17 protein-coding genes are annotated in these 13,645 nt (G+C 70.1%); 14 read left to right on the plus strand and 3 right to left on the minus strand.

Features of this window, described 5'->3' with window-relative positions; genetic code table 11:
- The first annotated feature begins 99 nt into the window (after positions 1 to 99).
- The 8 genes from hisH to AC07M8_RS08210 all read left to right on the plus strand — a co-directional run bounded on the left by hisH (position 100) and on the right by AC07M8_RS08210 (position 5,139).
- Positions 100 to 708, plus strand: coding sequence for an imidazole glycerol phosphate synthase subunit HisH (gene hisH, locus AC07M8_RS08175; protein WP_495173861.1), 609 nt, complete (start codon positions 100 to 102; stop codon positions 706 to 708).
- Entirely contained in the window at positions 705 to 1,466 is a 762-nt protein-coding gene (gene hisA / locus AC07M8_RS08180) for a 1-(5-phosphoribosyl)-5-[(5-phosphoribosylamino)methylideneamino]imidazole-4-carboxamide isomerase (protein WP_495173862.1), read from the plus strand. The genes hisH and hisA overlap by 4 nt, the downstream gene beginning before the upstream one ends.
- Positions 1,466 to 1,702: a hypothetical protein gene (locus AC07M8_RS08185; RefSeq protein ID WP_495173863.1), complete on the plus strand. Its 237-nt coding sequence runs from the start codon at positions 1,466 to 1,468 to the stop codon at positions 1,700 to 1,702. Before hisA ends, AC07M8_RS08185 begins: the two co-directional genes overlap by 1 nt.
- The gene (gene hisF, locus AC07M8_RS08190) at positions 1,699 to 2,460 is read left to right on the plus strand and encodes an imidazole glycerol phosphate synthase subunit HisF (RefSeq protein WP_495173864.1); all 762 of its coding nucleotides are present in this window, start codon (positions 1,699 to 1,701) and stop codon (positions 2,458 to 2,460) included. Before AC07M8_RS08185 ends, hisF begins: the two co-directional genes overlap by 4 nt.
- 55 nt (positions 2,461 to 2,515) lie before the next feature.
- Entirely contained in the window at positions 2,516 to 2,698 is a 183-nt protein-coding gene (locus AC07M8_RS08195) for a hypothetical protein (protein WP_495173865.1), read from the plus strand.
- Positions 2,699 to 2,730: 32 nt separating this feature from the next.
- On the plus strand, positions 2,731 to 3,036 hold the full coding sequence (locus AC07M8_RS08200) for a phosphoribosyl-ATP diphosphatase (protein ID WP_495173866.1): 306 nt from the start codon (positions 2,731 to 2,733) through the stop codon (positions 3,034 to 3,036).
- A gap of 34 nt (positions 3,037 to 3,070) precedes the next feature.
- Positions 3,071 to 3,448 carry a histidine triad nucleotide-binding protein gene (locus tag AC07M8_RS08205; RefSeq protein WP_495173867.1) on the plus strand — a complete coding sequence of 126 codons (378 nt, stop codon included), beginning with the start codon at positions 3,071 to 3,073 and terminating at the stop codon, positions 3,446 to 3,448.
- A gap of 134 nt (positions 3,449 to 3,582) precedes the next feature.
- Entirely contained in the window at positions 3,583 to 5,139 is a 1,557-nt protein-coding gene (locus AC07M8_RS08210; RefSeq protein WP_267395052.1) for an amino acid permease, read from the plus strand.
- 106 nt (positions 5,140 to 5,245) lie between these two features.
- Here AC07M8_RS08210 and AC07M8_RS08215 read toward each other — a convergent pair whose 3' ends face one another.
- Complete coding sequence (locus AC07M8_RS08215) at positions 5,246 to 6,244, minus strand: adenosine kinase (protein ID WP_495173868.1); 999 nt, start codon at positions 6,242 to 6,244, stop codon at positions 5,246 to 5,248.
- Positions 6,245 to 6,363: 119 nt separating this feature from the next.
- Between AC07M8_RS08215 and AC07M8_RS08220 the strand changes: the two genes are divergently transcribed.
- From AC07M8_RS08220 to AC07M8_RS08230, 3 genes are read left to right on the plus strand one after another with little or no spacing between them, the layout of a single operon-like run.
- On the plus strand, positions 6,364 to 7,041 hold the full coding sequence (locus tag AC07M8_RS08220) for an EI24 domain-containing protein (RefSeq protein WP_495173869.1): 678 nt from the start codon (positions 6,364 to 6,366) through the stop codon (positions 7,039 to 7,041).
- On the plus strand, positions 7,038 to 7,415 hold the full coding sequence (locus AC07M8_RS08225) for a hypothetical protein (protein WP_495173870.1): 378 nt from the start codon (positions 7,038 to 7,040) through the stop codon (positions 7,413 to 7,415). Before AC07M8_RS08220 ends, AC07M8_RS08225 begins: the two co-directional genes overlap by 4 nt.
- 44 nt (positions 7,416 to 7,459) lie before the next feature.
- The gene (locus AC07M8_RS08230) at positions 7,460 to 8,569 is read left to right on the plus strand and encodes an aldose epimerase family protein (protein ID WP_495173871.1); all 1,110 of its coding nucleotides are present in this window, start codon (positions 7,460 to 7,462) and stop codon (positions 8,567 to 8,569) included.
- Positions 8,570 to 8,638: 69 nt separating this feature from the next.
- Here AC07M8_RS08230 and queG read toward each other — a convergent pair whose 3' ends face one another.
- Entirely contained in the window at positions 8,639 to 9,730 is a 1,092-nt protein-coding gene (queG, locus tag AC07M8_RS08235; RefSeq protein WP_495173872.1) for a tRNA epoxyqueuosine(34) reductase QueG, read from the minus strand.
- Between the two features lie 116 nt (positions 9,731 to 9,846).
- Here queG and AC07M8_RS08240 point away from each other — a divergent pair, with 116 nt between their 5' ends.
- From AC07M8_RS08240 to msrB, 3 genes are all read left to right on the plus strand, one after another.
- Positions 9,847 to 10,740 (plus strand): ABC transporter ATP-binding protein, encoded by an 894-nt coding sequence (locus tag AC07M8_RS08240; RefSeq protein ID WP_495174263.1) that lies wholly within the window; start codon positions 9,847 to 9,849, stop codon positions 10,738 to 10,740.
- Positions 10,737 to 11,966, plus strand: coding sequence for an ABC transporter permease (locus tag AC07M8_RS08245; protein WP_495173873.1), 1,230 nt, complete (start codon positions 10,737 to 10,739; stop codon positions 11,964 to 11,966). Before AC07M8_RS08240 ends, AC07M8_RS08245 begins: the two co-directional genes overlap by 4 nt.
- Before the next feature lie 100 nt (positions 11,967 to 12,066).
- Positions 12,067 to 12,561 carry a peptide-methionine (R)-S-oxide reductase MsrB gene (gene msrB / locus AC07M8_RS08250; RefSeq protein ID WP_495173874.1) on the plus strand — a complete coding sequence of 165 codons (495 nt, stop codon included), beginning with the start codon at positions 12,067 to 12,069 and terminating at the stop codon, positions 12,559 to 12,561.
- Positions 12,562 to 12,645: 84 nt separating this feature from the next.
- Here msrB and AC07M8_RS08255 read toward each other — a convergent pair whose 3' ends face one another.
- Positions 12,646 to 13,224: a CHAP domain-containing protein gene (locus tag AC07M8_RS08255; RefSeq protein WP_495173875.1), complete on the minus strand. Its 579-nt coding sequence runs from the start codon at positions 13,222 to 13,224 to the stop codon at positions 12,646 to 12,648.
- Positions 13,225 to 13,645 lie beyond the last annotated feature (421 nt).

Raw genomic sequence — 13,645 nt, forward strand, 5'->3', positions numbered from 1 at the left:
CATCCCAGCGAAAGCTGGGATCTCCGGCGATGGCGGGTAAAGCGCCGGCAAAGGCCCCAGTCTTCGCTGGGGTGACGAAAATGGGGGATGGCTCAGCCCATGCCTAACCTCGCGCTCATCGATTACGGCGCCGGCAACCTCCACTCGGTGGAAAACGCCCTGCGCGCAGCCGGCGCGACCGACATCGCCGTCACCGCGGATCCCGCCCTAGTCGCCAGGGCCGATCGCATCGTCCTGCCCGGGGTCGGCGCGTTCGGCGCCTGTGCCGCCGCGCTACGCGCCGTGCCCGGCATGGTCGAGGCGATGGAGCAGCGGGTGCGCCGCGACGGCATCCCCTTCCTCGGCGTCTGCGTCGGCATGCAATTGATGGCCGACGCCGGCCACGAGATGGGCGAGCACGCCGGGCTCGGCTGGATCCACGGCCAGGTCCGCCGCCTCGAGCCCAGCGACGCCCGAGCCAAGGTCCCGCACATGGGCTGGAACGACGTCGTGCCGCGCGGCGACCACCCGCTGGTCCCTGCCGGCGAAGCCTATTTCCTCCACTCCTACGCCTTCGAAGGAGAAGACGTGATCGCCACCAGCCATCACGCCGGCCCGGTCACCGCCGCGATCGCGCGCGACAACATGCTCGGCGTCCAGTTCCATCCCGAGAAGAGCCAGCGCTACGGCCTCGCTATGCTCGCCGGTTTCCTCGCGTGGCGGCCATGAGCGATACCGTCATGAGCGAGGCGGGGCCGCTGATCGTCTTCCCGGCGATCGACCTCAAGGCCGGCCAGGTCGTCCGCTTGGCGGAAGGCGACATGAACCGCGCCACCGTCTATGGCGACGATCCCGCCGCCCAGGCGCTGCTGTTCGCCGAGGCGGGCGCCGAGCACCTCCATGTCGTCGATCTTGATGGTGCCTTCGCCGGCGAATCGGTCAACGGCGACGCGGTCAAGGCGATCGTCGCCGCCTTTCCCGGGCACGTCCAGCTCGGCGGCGGCATCCGCACCCGCGCCAGCGTCGAGCGCTGGTTCGATCTTGGCGTGTCGCGCGTCGTGATCGGCACCGCGGCGCTCGACGACCCGGAGTTTGTCCGCGCCGCCGCGCGTGATTTCCCCGGCGGCATCGTTGTCGCGGTCGATGCGCGCGATGGCATGGTCGCGACCAAGGGCTGGGCCGATGTTTCCACCACGGCAGTGGTCGATCTCGCCCGCCGCTTCGAGGATGCCGGCGTCGCTGCCCTGCTCTTCACCGATGTCGGCCGCGACGGGCTGCTCAAGGGCTGCAACGTCGAAGCGACGGTGGACCTCGCCCGCTCGGTCGATATCCCGGTGATCGCCAGCGGCGGCGTCAAGGGCCTGGCCGAAATCCACGTCCTCGCCCTCCATGTCCGCGACGGTGTCGAGGGCGTGATCACCGGTCGCGCGCTGTATGACGGCCGGCTCGACCTGGCCGCGGCGCTCAGCATCGCGCGCGCCGCGTGATGCCCGCGGTTACCGGCACACTGATCGGCGGCGTCACCGCCTGCTATGTGCCGCTGCTGCGCGATCAGATCCGCGACGGCGAGATCGGCATCCCGTTGACGGGCACCAACCCCATCAAGGTGCGCAGGATCGAGCATCCCTGGCTGTTCCGCGCCTCCGTTGTCGGCCAAATCGTGCTGGTGACGCTGTTGCTCGCCGCCGCGGTCGTGCTGCTCGTCGAGGCGGTGCTGCGATGACCGTCCGCGCCCGCGTCATCCCCTGCCTCGATGTCGCCAACGGCCGCGTGGTGAAGGGCGTCAATTTTGTCGAACTGCGCGACGCCGGCGATCCGGTGGAGCAGGCCCGCGCCTATGACCGCGCCGGCGCCGACGAGCTCTGCTTCCTCGACATCACCGCCAGCCACGAGGCGCGCGGCACCATCCTCGATGTCGTCCGCCGCACCGCCGCGGTGTGCTTCATGCCGCTCACCGTCGGCGGCGGCGTCCGCACCGCCGACGATGCTCGCGCCCTGCTGCTCGCCGGCGCCGACAAGGTCGCGGTCAATTCCGCCGCGGTCGCCCGGCCCGAGGTGGTTGCCGAGATCGCCGAGCGGTTCGGCAGCCAATGCTGCGTCGCCTCGGTCGACGCCCGCCGCATCGACGGCGCCTGGGAGGTGTTCACCCACGGCGGCCGCCGCGCCACCGGGATCGACGCGGTCGAGCATGCCCTGCGCCTCGCCGATCTCGGCGCCGGCGAGTTGCTGGTCACCTCGATGGACCGCGACGGCACCCGCAGCGGCTATGACCTCGAACTGATCCGCACCATCGCCGATCGGGTCAGCGTGCCGGTGGTCGCCTCGGGCGGGGTCGGCGGGCTTGACGATCTCGTCGCCGGAATCCGCGACGGTCACGCCAGCGCGGTGCTCGCGGCCTCGATCTTCCATTTCGGCGAGGCAAGCGTCGCCGACGCGCATGATGCGCTCGCCGCGGCGGGAATCCCCGTCAGGAGCCATTGAGCGCCGCCGCACGGTGAGGGTGACGGCCGCCGGGTCCCCCGCTACACCCGTCGCCATGCTCCCTATCCTCTCCGTCGCCGGCGGCCACAGCGGCACCGTCCATCCGCGTAACCAGCCTGAACTGTCCGATTTCGCGCTGTTCGCGGTCGCGATCATCGCGGTGTTCTTCGTCCGCCGCGCGCTGCGCAAGCGCTTCATCACCCGCCGGCGCGAGCGCGACGCGGCAAGCAAGGATTGACCCTGGGGCCGCTCTCGCGCCAAGCGGCAGGGATGGACACGCTCGATCGCCTCGAAGCCACGATCCGCGCCCGCCGCGGCGCCGATGCCGGCACCTCCTACACCGCCAGCCTGTTCGCCAAGGGTCGCGCCAAGATCGCCCAGAAGATCGGCGAAGAGGCGACCGAGACGGTGATCGCCGCACTCGCCGCGCCCGACAAGCTCGCCGCCGAGGCCGCCGATCTCGTCTTCCACCTGCTCGTCCTGCTCGCCGACGCCGGCCTTGGCCTCGACGACATCCGCGCCGAGCTGGACCGGCGCGAGGGCGTGTCGGGCCACGACGAGAAGGCGTCCCGCTAACCCTCCTCCGCCCCGATCTACAAGGAAGGCCGCCATGCCGATCGACGCCACCCAGCCCTATGACGACCAGAACGTCTTCGCCAAGATCCTGCGCGACGAGATCCCCGCGCGCCGCGTCTACGAAGACGATTATGCGGTCGCCTTCCACGACATCGCCCCCTCGGCGCCGACCCACATCCTGGTGATCCCGCGCGGCCCCTATGTGTCGTGGGACGATTTCAGCGCGCGTGGCTCCGATGCCGAGATCGCCGGCTTCGTCCGCGCGGTCGGCACCGTGGCGCGCGCCGCCGGGCTGGTCGAACCCGGCTACCGGCTGCTCGCCAACACCGGCGGCGATGCCGGCCAGGAGGTGCCCCACCTTCACGTCCACCTCTTCGCGGGCCGGCCGCTCGGGCCGATGCTGGCGCGCTGAGCCGCTCCGCCGGGCGCGTTTGCCCAGGCCGTCAAACCAAAAAGCATTGCGCCCACCCTATTTGGAGTTAGGCTCGGGCGCTTCACCATGCGGAGGCGCAGCCAGGCGCCGCGCAAGTGGGGGGAATTGACTAGATGATTTTCGGGCGCGTCAAACCACTCGACGCTATCCTCGCCACGGCCGAGAAACGCGGGCTTCACCGCTCGCTCGGCGCGTTCCAGCTCACCATGCTCGGGATCGGCGCCGTGATCGGCACCGGCATCTTCGTGCTCACCTCCGAAGCCGCGCAGAAAGCCGGCCCGGGGATGATGCTCTCGTTCGTCATTGCCGGCTTCGTCTGCGCGGTCGCGGCGCTCTGCTATTCCGAGCTCGCCTCGATGGTGCCGGTCGCCGGCTCCGCCTATACCTACACCTATGCGGTGATTGGCGAGCCGCTCGCCTGGATGGTCGGCTGGGCGCTGATCCTTGAATATGCGCTGGGCGCGAGCGCGGTCGCGGTCGGCTGGTCGGGCTATTTCGTCGGCCTGCTCGCGCATCTCTCCAGCTTCGTGCCGTTCCTGCCCGATATCGCCATCCCGCAATGGCTCGCGGTCGGCCCCAGCCAGGGCGGGCTGATCAACCTGCCCGCGGTGGTGGTGTCGATGCTCGTCACCTGGCTGCTGGTGCTCGGCACCAGCGAGAGCGCCAAGGTCAACGCGATCCTGGTCGGCGTGAAGATCCTCGCGCTCACCCTGTTCATCGCCATCACCCTGCCGGCGGCCAACGGCGCCAATTTCACGCCGTTCATGCCGACCCATCTGTCGGGCGTTGCCGGCGCCGCGGCATCGATCTTCTTCGCTTATGTCGGCTTCGACGCGGTCTCCACCGCCGCCGAGGAAACCAAGAACCCGCAGCGCAACGTGCCGATCGGCCTCATCGCCAGCCTCGGCATCTGCACCATCTTCTACCTGCTCGTCGCCGCCGGTGCGATCGGCTCGCCGCTCGGCGCCCAGCCGGTGATGGACGCCGCCGGCCGCCTGCTCGACCCGGGCACGCCCGAACTCGCCGCCCGCTGCCAGCAGATCATCGCCGGCGGCGCGCTCGAGCCGCTGTCCTGCTCCAAGGAGGCGCTGGCGCATATCCTGCGCGTGTTCGGCTGGCCGATCGCGGGCAACTTCCTCGCCGCCGCGGCGATCATCGCGCTGCCGTCGGTGGTGCTGATGATGATGTTCGGCCAGACCCGCGTGTTCTTCACCATGGCGCGTGACGGGCTGCTGCCGGCGCGGTTCGCCGCGGTCCACCCGAAGTTCCACACCCCGCACGTTATCACCATCGTCACCGGCGTGGTGGTGACGATCGCCGCCGCCTTTGCGCCGGTCGGGCAGCTCGCCAATTACTCCAACTCGGGCACGCTGTTCGCCTTCGCGATGGTCTCGATCGCGGTGCTGGTGCTGCGTCGCACCGATCCCAGCCGCAAGCGCCCGTTCCGCACCCCCCTGGTGTGGGTCGTCGCGCCGGTGTCGGTGCTCGGCTGCCTCTACCTCTATGCGTCGCTGGACTGGGCCTCGATCCTGGTGCTGCCGATCTGGGGTGCGGTCGGCCTGCTGATCTACTTCGCCTACAGCCGCAGCCGCAGCCACGTCGGCCGCGGTATTGTCGACGTGGTCGACGATCCGGCGATGCAGCCGGAGATCGCCAAGCCGCTGCACTGAGCGGCGCACGACCGACACGCAAAAAAGGGCCGGGGGAGCGATCCCCCGGCCCTTTTCCTATCGCGCCGTCCCGGGTGCACCCCGGGACAAGCATCGCCGCGGGCGCTTACCCCAGCTTGGCGGCGACCATCGCCTTGAGGTCTACCGTCGGCCGCGCGCCGACATGGCTGATGATCTCCGCCGCGCAGATCGCGCCGAGCTTGAGCGATTCGGCAAGGCCCTTGCCCTGCGCCTGGCCGTGGAGGAAGCCCGCCGCGAACAGGTCGCCGGCGCCGGTGGTGTCCACCACCCGCGCGATCGGCTCGGCCGGCACTGCGGCGCGGCTCCCGGCCTGCACCGCGATCGCGCCCTCGGCGCCGCGGGTGACGACCAGCGTCGGCACCTGCGCGGCGAGCTTGGCCACCGCCGCATCGAAATCCTCCACCTCGGCGAGCGCGACCAGCTCGCCCTCGTTGGCAAACAGGATGTCGATCATCCCGTCGGCGATCAACGCGCGGAAATCGCCGCCATGGCGGCCGATGCAGAACACGTCGGAGAGCGTGAAGGCGACCTTGCGGCCGGCCTTGCGCGCCGTTTCGATCGCCGCCCGCATCGCCGCGCGCGGCTCCTCGGGATCCCACAGATAGCCCTCGAGATAGAGGATCGCGGCATCAGCGATCAGCGACAGGTCGAGCGCACGCTCGGGCAGGAACTGCGAGGCGCCGAGGAAGGTGTTCATCGTCCGCTGACCGTCGGGGGTGACGAAGATCAGGCAGCGCGCGGTGGTGGGATCGCCGGCGCGCACCGCGGTGTCGAAATGGACGCCCGCGGCGCGGATGTCGTGGCCGAACACCTGGCCGAGCTGGTCGTCGGCGACCTGGCCGATGAAGCCGCACTTGCCCCCCAACGCGGCGATGCCGGCAACGGTGTTCGCCGCCGATCCGCCCGAGACCTCATGCCCCGGGCCCATCTTGGCATAGAGCGCATCGGCGTCTTCCGCCGAGAACATCAGCTGCATCGACCCCTTGGCGACACCGATCTCGGCGATGAACGCGTCATCGGCCTCGGCGAGAATGTCGACGATCGCATTGCCGATGGCGACGACGTCATAGGTAGGCTGGGACAAGGGGCAACTCCGCAAGACAAAGGACCCGCGCCCCCTATCGCGGAACACGCGCGCACGCGAGCCCTGCGGTCGCGCCCCCGTCATTGACCCCGCCCCCGCCCCGCGCCACCCCTGGTGCCATGCTTCGCGCCCTCCTCCTCTCGCTCCGCCAGCTCGGCGACCCGGCCATCGTGCGGGTGCTGGCCAAATCCCTGCTTCTCACCGCCGCGGTGTTCGCCGCGCTCGGCGTCGGCCTCTATTATGCGCTGTCCGCCTCGATCCCCGCGCTCACCGGCTGGCAGGACGACGGCGTCACCGCCGCGGTCGCCACGGTGGTGATCGCGGTGCTCGCCGCCTGGCTGCTGTTCCGGGTCGTCGCCATCGCGGTGCTCGGCCTGTTCGGCGACGACATCGTCCACGCCGTCGAGGCGCGGCATTATCCGGTCGCGCTCGCCAGCGCCCGCCCCGCCGGCATGCTGCGCGCGGCACGCCTGGGCCTCGGCTCGGCGGCGCGCGCGATTGCGCTCAACCTGCTGATGGTGCCGGTCTACATCGCCTTGCTGTTCACCGCGGTCGGCCCGGCGGTCGCCTTCTTCGCGGTCAACGCCTGGCTGCTCGGGCGCGACCTCGGCGACATGGTCGCGAGCCGCCATCTCGACGATGCGGCGATGCGGGGCTGGCGCAAGGCCACCGCCGGGCGCCGCTGGCTGCTGGGCCTTGCCGTCACCGGGCTGTTCGTGGTTCCGCTGCTCAACATCCTCGCGCCGATCCTCGGCGCGGCGATGGCGACGCATCTATTCCATGGGGACCAGGCGTGACACGGCGGATCATCTATCGGGCGGCCATCCTCACCCTTGCTTCCACGCTGGCGGCCTGCGCGGTCCCCGCCCCCCAGCCTGCCGCCCGCGCGCCGGTCGCCATCCCCTACACCAGCGCGGGGCTCGAGCGCGTCATCGGCCAGAATGCCGGCGCGCTCACCCGGCTGTTCGGCCAGCCCGATGCCGACGTGCGCGAGGGCCCGGCGCGCAAACTCCAGTTCGTCGGCCCGATCTGCGTGCTCGATGCCTATCTCTACCCCAAGGGGTCGGACGAGCCGCGCGTCACCTATCTCGACGCCCGCGAGCCGGATGGCAGCACCATCGACCGCGCAAGCTGCGTCGCCGCGCTGATCCGCCGCGACGGCGGCAAATAATCGCGGCCGGTTGCCGCCGGCGCGCCAGCGGCTAAGCTGCCACGATGCGTCACCTTTCCCTCGCCGCCGCGCTGCTCGCGCCCACGCTCCTCGCAGGCCACCCGGCAGCGGCGCACATCCGCGAGGATGCGCCCGGGCTTCACGAATATACCCTGCGCAACGCACATGGTCTCACCGTCCGCTTCCTCAACCTCGGCGGCATCATCACCGCGATCGAGACACCCGATCGCGCCGGCCACCGCGCCAACATCGTCTTGGGCTATGGCTCGACCGCCGATTATCGCGACAAGATCACCAAGAACGGCTTTGGCGCGCTGATCGGCCGCTACGCCGGCCGCATCGCCGGCGCGCGCTTCACGCTGGGCGGCAAGGAGTATCGCCTCAATGCCAATGACGGCGCCAATGCGCTCCACGGCGGCGGCAACGGTTTCGACGTCCAGCGCTGGCAGGTCGCCCCCTTCCATACCCCCGGGGTAGACGGCGCCCGGCTGACGCTGGTCAGCCCCGATGGTGCGCAGGGCTTCCCCGGCAAGCTCACGGTTACCGTCACCTATCGGCTGCTCGCCGACGACAGCTTCCACATCGACTATGCGGTGCGCACCACCCGCCCGACCCTTTTCAACATCACCAACCACAGCTATTTCAACCTCGCCGGCGGCGGCAGCGTGGCCGATCAGCGCCTGCGCATCGCCGCCGGCCGCTGGATCGATTCGGACGCGGTCGGCATCCCCACCGGCGCCCTCGCGCCGGTCGCCGGCACCCCGCTCGATTTCACCGCCGAGCATGCGATCGGCGAGCGCTGGGACGTCAAGGCACCGATGATGGCCGCGCATGGCGGCTACAACCACGGCTGGGCGTTCGACGGCGGCGTCACCCGCACAGCCCGCCCGGTGGTGTGGCTGCGCGACCCCGCGTCCGGCCGGACGCTCCGGGTCGAGACCACCGAGCCGTCGGTTCAGGCCTATACCGGTGACTATATCGACGGAAAGGACGTCGATGCGCAGGGTCGCGCGATCCACCCGCGCGACGGCATCGCGCTCGAGACCCAGCATTTCGCCGACGCCCCACACCAGCCGTCCTTCCCCTCGACGCTGGTGACCCCGGCCAAGCCGTATCGCTCGGAAACGGTGTGGCGCTTCGGGGTGGCGCGCTAAGCACCCTTCGTCATGCTGAACTCGTTTCAGCATCCATGGCCCAGCGCCAGCCGCGGGTACGCCGAGGGTTCAGGCCGTGGATCCTGAAACAAGTTCAGGATGACGGACGGGTTGCAGCCGCCCGAGCGCCCAGCCCGCGGCATCGCGCACCACCTCGGACGGATCGTCGAGCAATTCCTGCAGCACCCCGGCGAGCGCCGGATCGCCACTGTTCCCCGCCGCATAGGCCGCATTACGCACCATCCGGTCGCGCCCGATCCGCTTGATTGGAGAGCCCGCGAACACCTGGCGGAACCCCGCATCGTCCAGCGCCAGCAGGTCGGCCAGCGCCGGCGCGGTCAGCTCCGCGCGCGGCTGGAACGCCAGATTCGCGTGCGCCGCGACGGCGAACTTGTTCCACGGGCACACCGCCAGGCAGTCGTCGCAGCCGTAGATCCGGTTGCCGATCGCGGCGCGCAGTGTCTCGGGCACCGGCCCGGCATGTTCGATCGTCAGATAGGAGATGCAGCGACGCGCATCGAGCTGGAACGGCGCCGGAAACGCATCGGTCGGGCAGGCGCGCTGGCAGGCGTCGCACGATCCGCAGGTGTCGCGCCCGCCGCGGTCCGGCGCGAGATCCAGCGTCGTGTAGATCGCGCCGAGAAACAGCCAGCTGCCATGATCGCGGTTGACGAGATTGGTGTGCTTGCCCTGCCAGCCGAGTCCGGCTGCCTCGGCGAGCGGCTTTTCCATCACCGGCGCGGTATCGACGAACACCTTGAGGTCGCAGCCCGCGGTCTGCGCCAGCCAGCGCCCCAGCGCTTTCAGCTGCTTCTTGATCACGTCGTGATAGTCGCCGCCCTGCGCATAGACCGAGATCCGCCCGATCCCGCCTTCGTCGGCCAGCCGCAGCGGATCCGCGGCCGGGGCATAGCTCACGCCCAGCGCGATGACGCTGCGCACCGCGGGCCACAGCCCTGCCGGGCTGCCGCGATGGTGCGCGCGTTCTTCCATCCAGATCATGCCGCCATGCCGGCCCTCATCGAGCCATTCGCGCAGCCGCGCGGCGGTGAGCGGCGCGGCGTCGGCGCGCGCGATGCCGCAGGCGGCAAAGCCCAGCTCGGCCGCCTTCGCCTTGATCGCCCGTTCCAGGTCGGGCTGTTCCAGCTTGTGTTCCGCCACGCCGCCCCGCTACCACATCTCCATGGCGGCCGACACGCCCCACCACGGCCGAACGGGACAAGCATTTGGATAGACGGGTGTCGTTCGACGGGGAGGTCGCGGTCAGCGCCACCGGCATGGTCAAGCTGTTCGGCGAGCGCCGCGTCGTCGACGGGATCGATCTGTCGGTGCCGCGCGGCGCCATCTATGGCGTGCTCGGCCCCAATGGCGCCGGCAAGACCACTACCTTGCGGATGCTGCTCGGCATCATCGAACCCGATGGCGGCAGCCGCACGCTGCTCGGCCACAGCGCCCCGCGCGACGCCAGCGACCAGGTCGGCTACCTGCCCGAAGAGCGCGGCCTCTACCCGGCGATGAAGGCGCGCGAGGCGATCGCCTTCATGGGCGCGCTGCGCGGGCTCGACTGGAAGACCGGCCGCGCCCGTGCCGTCGAGCTGATGGAAGCCGCCGGGCTCGGCCACGCCGTCGACGAGAAGATCCGCAAATTGTCCAAGGGCATGGCGCAGCTCGTCCAGTTGCTTGGCGCCGTCGTCCACCGCCCCGACCTGCTGGTGCTCGACGAACCCTTCTCCGGGCTCGATCCGGTCAACCAGGAGCGGCTCGAGGCGCTGATCAACGCCGAGCGCGACCGCGGCGCGACCGTGCTCTTCTCCACCCACATCATGGCGCATGCCGAGCGCGTATGCGACCGGCTGGCGATCATCGCCGGCGGCAAGCGCCGGTTCGAGGGCACCGTGGACGACGCCCGCGCCACCCTGCCGCAGCGCGTCCGCTACCGCCCGAGCAGCCCGCGCCCCGGCATCGCCGACGTGCTCCCCGCCGATGCGGTGGCCGACGGCGACGAATGGCGGTTCGCGATGCCGCCGCAGGGCATCGAGCGCCTGCTGGTGACGCTGATCGATCGCGGCGACGGCATCGCCGGCCTGTCGATCGAGCGCCCCAGCCTCCATGACGCCTTCGTCCGCATCGTCGGCGGCAACGGCGATGCCCTTCCGGAGCCCCAGGCATGACCGCCAATCTGCGCCGCAGCATCCGCCAGACGCTGACCATCGCCCGCCGCGATTTCAAGGCGACGGTGTTCACGCCGATCTTCCTCCTGTTCCTGTTCGCGCCGGTGATCATGGGCTCGTTCGGCGCGATCGGCGGGATGGGCGCCGCCAGCGTCTCCGAAGGCTCGGCCGACAAGACCCGCGTTGTCGTCATCCTGCCGCGCGCCCATGCCCGCACCATCGCCGAGGCCGACACCCGCCTGCGCGCCGCGTTCCGCGACAGCGAGGCACCGCCGCCGCTCACCACGCTCGCGCCGGACGCCGATCCGGCCGCCCAGGCGCGCACCGCCTTCGCCGCCAAGGATTACGACGCCGCCGCGGTGCTCTACGGCCCGCTCGAGCGCCCGCAGATCCTCTACGGCGCCCGCGGCAGCCGCGCCGCCGACTATCTCGCGCTGCTCGCCGGCGAGACGCTTGCCGCGCAGCAGCTCGGCGCCGCGCTGCCGAAGGTGGTGCCGACGAAGACCGCGATCGCCCGCCAGGGCGCAACCGCGAGCGGCCAGCACCAGTCGGCGTTCTTCGCGGTGTTCGGCATCTTCTTCCTCACCCTGTTCCTGTCCGGCCAGGTGGTCGGCACCATGGCCGAGGAGCGCAACAACAAGGTGATCGAGGTGCTCGCCGCAGCGGTGCCGCTCGAAAGCGTGTTCCTTGGCAAGCTGCTCGGCATGTTCGGCGTCGCGGTGCTGTTCGTCGGCTTCTGGGGCACGGTGGTGAGCCAGATCGGCGCGGTGCTGCCGCCCGCCGCCGCCTCGGCCTTTGCCGAGATCTCGCCCGCGGTCGGCACCCCCACCTTCGCCCTCCTGTTCGCGGCCTATTTCACCATGGCCTATCTGCTGCTCGGCTCGGTGTTCCTCTCGGTCGGCGCGCAGGCGTCGACGATGCGCGAGATCCAGATGCTGTCGCTGCCGATCACGGTGATCCAGGTCGCGATGTTCGCGCTGTCGTCGGCCGCCGCCGCGCATCCCGGCACCGCGCTTGCCACCTTCGCCGAGGTGTTCCCGCTGTCGTCGCCGTTCGCGATGGCCGGCCATGCCGCCAACAGCCCCGAGCTGTGGCCGCACTTTGCCGCGCTCGCCTGGCAAGCATTGTGGGTGACGATCTTCATCGCCACCGGCGCCCGCCTGTTCCGCCGCGGCGTGCTCCAGTCGGGCAGCGCCAAGCCGTTCTGGCGCCGCGCCCGAGGCTGAGCGAGAGTCGTCACCACGCCCCTCACCGTCGTCCCAGCGAAAGCTGGGACGACGCACCGGCAGCTCTTCTCGCCGCCCAACCCATCACTATATTCTCCTGATGGATCACGCCCCCACCCGCCGCTCGTTGCTCTCGCTCGCCGCCACCGGCATCGCCGGCGCCGCCTTATGGGGCTGCCGCAGCGCCCCCGCCGCCGCGGCCGATCATTATCCGGTGCAGATGACCGACGCCGCCTGGCGCCAGAAGCTCGGCGACCAGGCCTGGGCCGTGCTCCGCCACGAGAGCACCGAGCGGCCCTATTCGAGCCCGCTCAACAACGAGCATCGCGCCGGCATCTTCGCCTGCAAGGGCTGCGGGCAGCCGGCCTATTCGTCCAAGACCAAGTTCGAGAGCGGCACCGGCTGGCCGAGCTTCTGGGCGCCGCTCGCCAATGCGGTGCAGACCAAGACCGACCGCTCGATGTTCGAGGAACGCGTCGAGGTTCATTGCGCGCGCTGCGGCGGCCATCTCGGCCATGTGTTCGACGACGGCCCCAAGCCCACCGGCAAGCGCTATTGCATGAACGGCGTCGCGATGACCTTCAAACCGGCCTGACGCGGCCGCGAACGCAAGAAAGGCCACGGGTCGCCGGGGCCTTTTTTGTTCGTCTCGTCTAGGTGAGACCTGGGATCAGCCCGTTCAGCGCGCCGCGACCGGCACCACCGGCACTGCCGCCGAGGTCGCGATGATCGCGGTGTTGGCGCGTGCCACGGCATCGGCGTCGTCGTTGCTCGCCGCATCGTCACCGGCCTCGCCCAGCGGCGCATGGCCCGAATAGATGAAGCCGTTGGTCGGATAGGCCGAGGTGCCGAGCCCGCCGGTCGGCGCATACCAGACCTTGACCTGGCTCCAGTCGCCCGCCGCCGAGACGTCGATCGCGCGGACGTTGCGCTCGATCGCGCCGGGGCGCGACCAGTTGGCGTGGGTCAGCAGCACTTCGCGGTCGCTCACCACCTGCGACACCATCGCGACATGGCCGACACGCATGCGACCGGTCGACTGGAAGGAGAGCACCGCGCCGACCTTGGGCGAATGACCGCGATCATAATGACCGGCGGCCTGGCTCCACCAGGTGTTGGCATTGCCATGGATGTCGATGCCCGAGATCTCGCGGGCATAAGGGGCGCACTGCCAGAATTGGGCAGCAGCCGGGGTGGCCATCATCAGGCCGCACGAAACCACCAGCGCGAAACGCGCTGCCAACGCCTTGAAGTTCATTTGCTGACCCCCCGGTCAAAAACCCGTTTGTCCATTGTTGGCTACGGGAGGAGTCGCGGATCACCAAGTCGCCGCGGAACCTTTTCCGATGAACGGTGTTCGCGCGCCGATGAACGGCTCGCCGTGCGACGAAATGCACGGATTTCAGCCGATCGTCGTTACCGGCAGGTTGATAAAGGGTTCGGAAAGCTGCCCTTTTCGAGTCACCGGGGCCGCTTCCGAAGCCATCGCTGGCTACGCCGGCCTTGTTCCAGGGGCAGCCACTCAGCCCGCCGACCGCCCCTCGTGGCGGGGCAGATCCCGGGATCACGGCGCCCGTTCGCGATTCCCACCCCGTCGCGAACCCTCTATCGTCGCCCCACCCGCGCAACGACGCGACGTCGCCGGCCCGCCAGCCGGTGCCAGCAACGACCAAGAGGAT

It is taken from the genome of Sphingomonas sp. GW821-FHT09E03 (assembly GCF_059416225.1).

Bases quoted from the DNA above. Each gene is read 5' to 3' on its own strand.
- hisH (WP_495173861.1), top strand. From the start codon at position 100: ATGCCTAACCTCGCGCTCATCGATTACGGCGCCGGCAACCTCCACTCG.
- hisA (WP_495173862.1), top strand. From the start codon at position 705: ATGAGCGATACCGTCATGAGCGAGGCGGGGCCGCTGATCGTCTTCCCG.
- AC07M8_RS08185 (WP_495173863.1), top strand. From the start codon at position 1,466: ATGCCCGCGGTTACCGGCACACTGATCGGCGGCGTCACCGCCTGCTAT.
- hisF (WP_495173864.1), top strand. From the start codon at position 1,699: ATGACCGTCCGCGCCCGCGTCATCCCCTGCCTCGATGTCGCCAACGGC.
- AC07M8_RS08195 (WP_495173865.1), top strand. From the start codon at position 2,516: ATGCTCCCTATCCTCTCCGTCGCCGGCGGCCACAGCGGCACCGTCCAT.
- AC07M8_RS08200 (WP_495173866.1), top strand. From the start codon at position 2,731: ATGGACACGCTCGATCGCCTCGAAGCCACGATCCGCGCCCGCCGCGGC.
- AC07M8_RS08205 (WP_495173867.1), top strand. From the start codon at position 3,071: ATGCCGATCGACGCCACCCAGCCCTATGACGACCAGAACGTCTTCGCC.
- AC07M8_RS08210 (WP_267395052.1), top strand. From the start codon at position 3,583: ATGATTTTCGGGCGCGTCAAACCACTCGACGCTATCCTCGCCACGGCC.
- AC07M8_RS08220 (WP_495173869.1), top strand. From the start codon at position 6,364: ATGCTTCGCGCCCTCCTCCTCTCGCTCCGCCAGCTCGGCGACCCGGCC.
- AC07M8_RS08230 (WP_495173871.1), top strand. From the start codon at position 7,460: ATGCGTCACCTTTCCCTCGCCGCCGCGCTGCTCGCGCCCACGCTCCTC.
- AC07M8_RS08240 (WP_495174263.1), top strand. From the start codon at position 9,847: ATGGTCAAGCTGTTCGGCGAGCGCCGCGTCGTCGACGGGATCGATCTG.
- AC07M8_RS08245 (WP_495173873.1), top strand. From the start codon at position 10,737: ATGACCGCCAATCTGCGCCGCAGCATCCGCCAGACGCTGACCATCGCC.
- msrB (WP_495173874.1), top strand. From the start codon at position 12,067: ATGGATCACGCCCCCACCCGCCGCTCGTTGCTCTCGCTCGCCGCCACC.
- AC07M8_RS08255 (WP_495173875.1), bottom strand. From the start codon at position 13,224: ATGAACTTCAAGGCGTTGGCAGCGCGTTTCGCGCTGGTGGTTTCGTGC.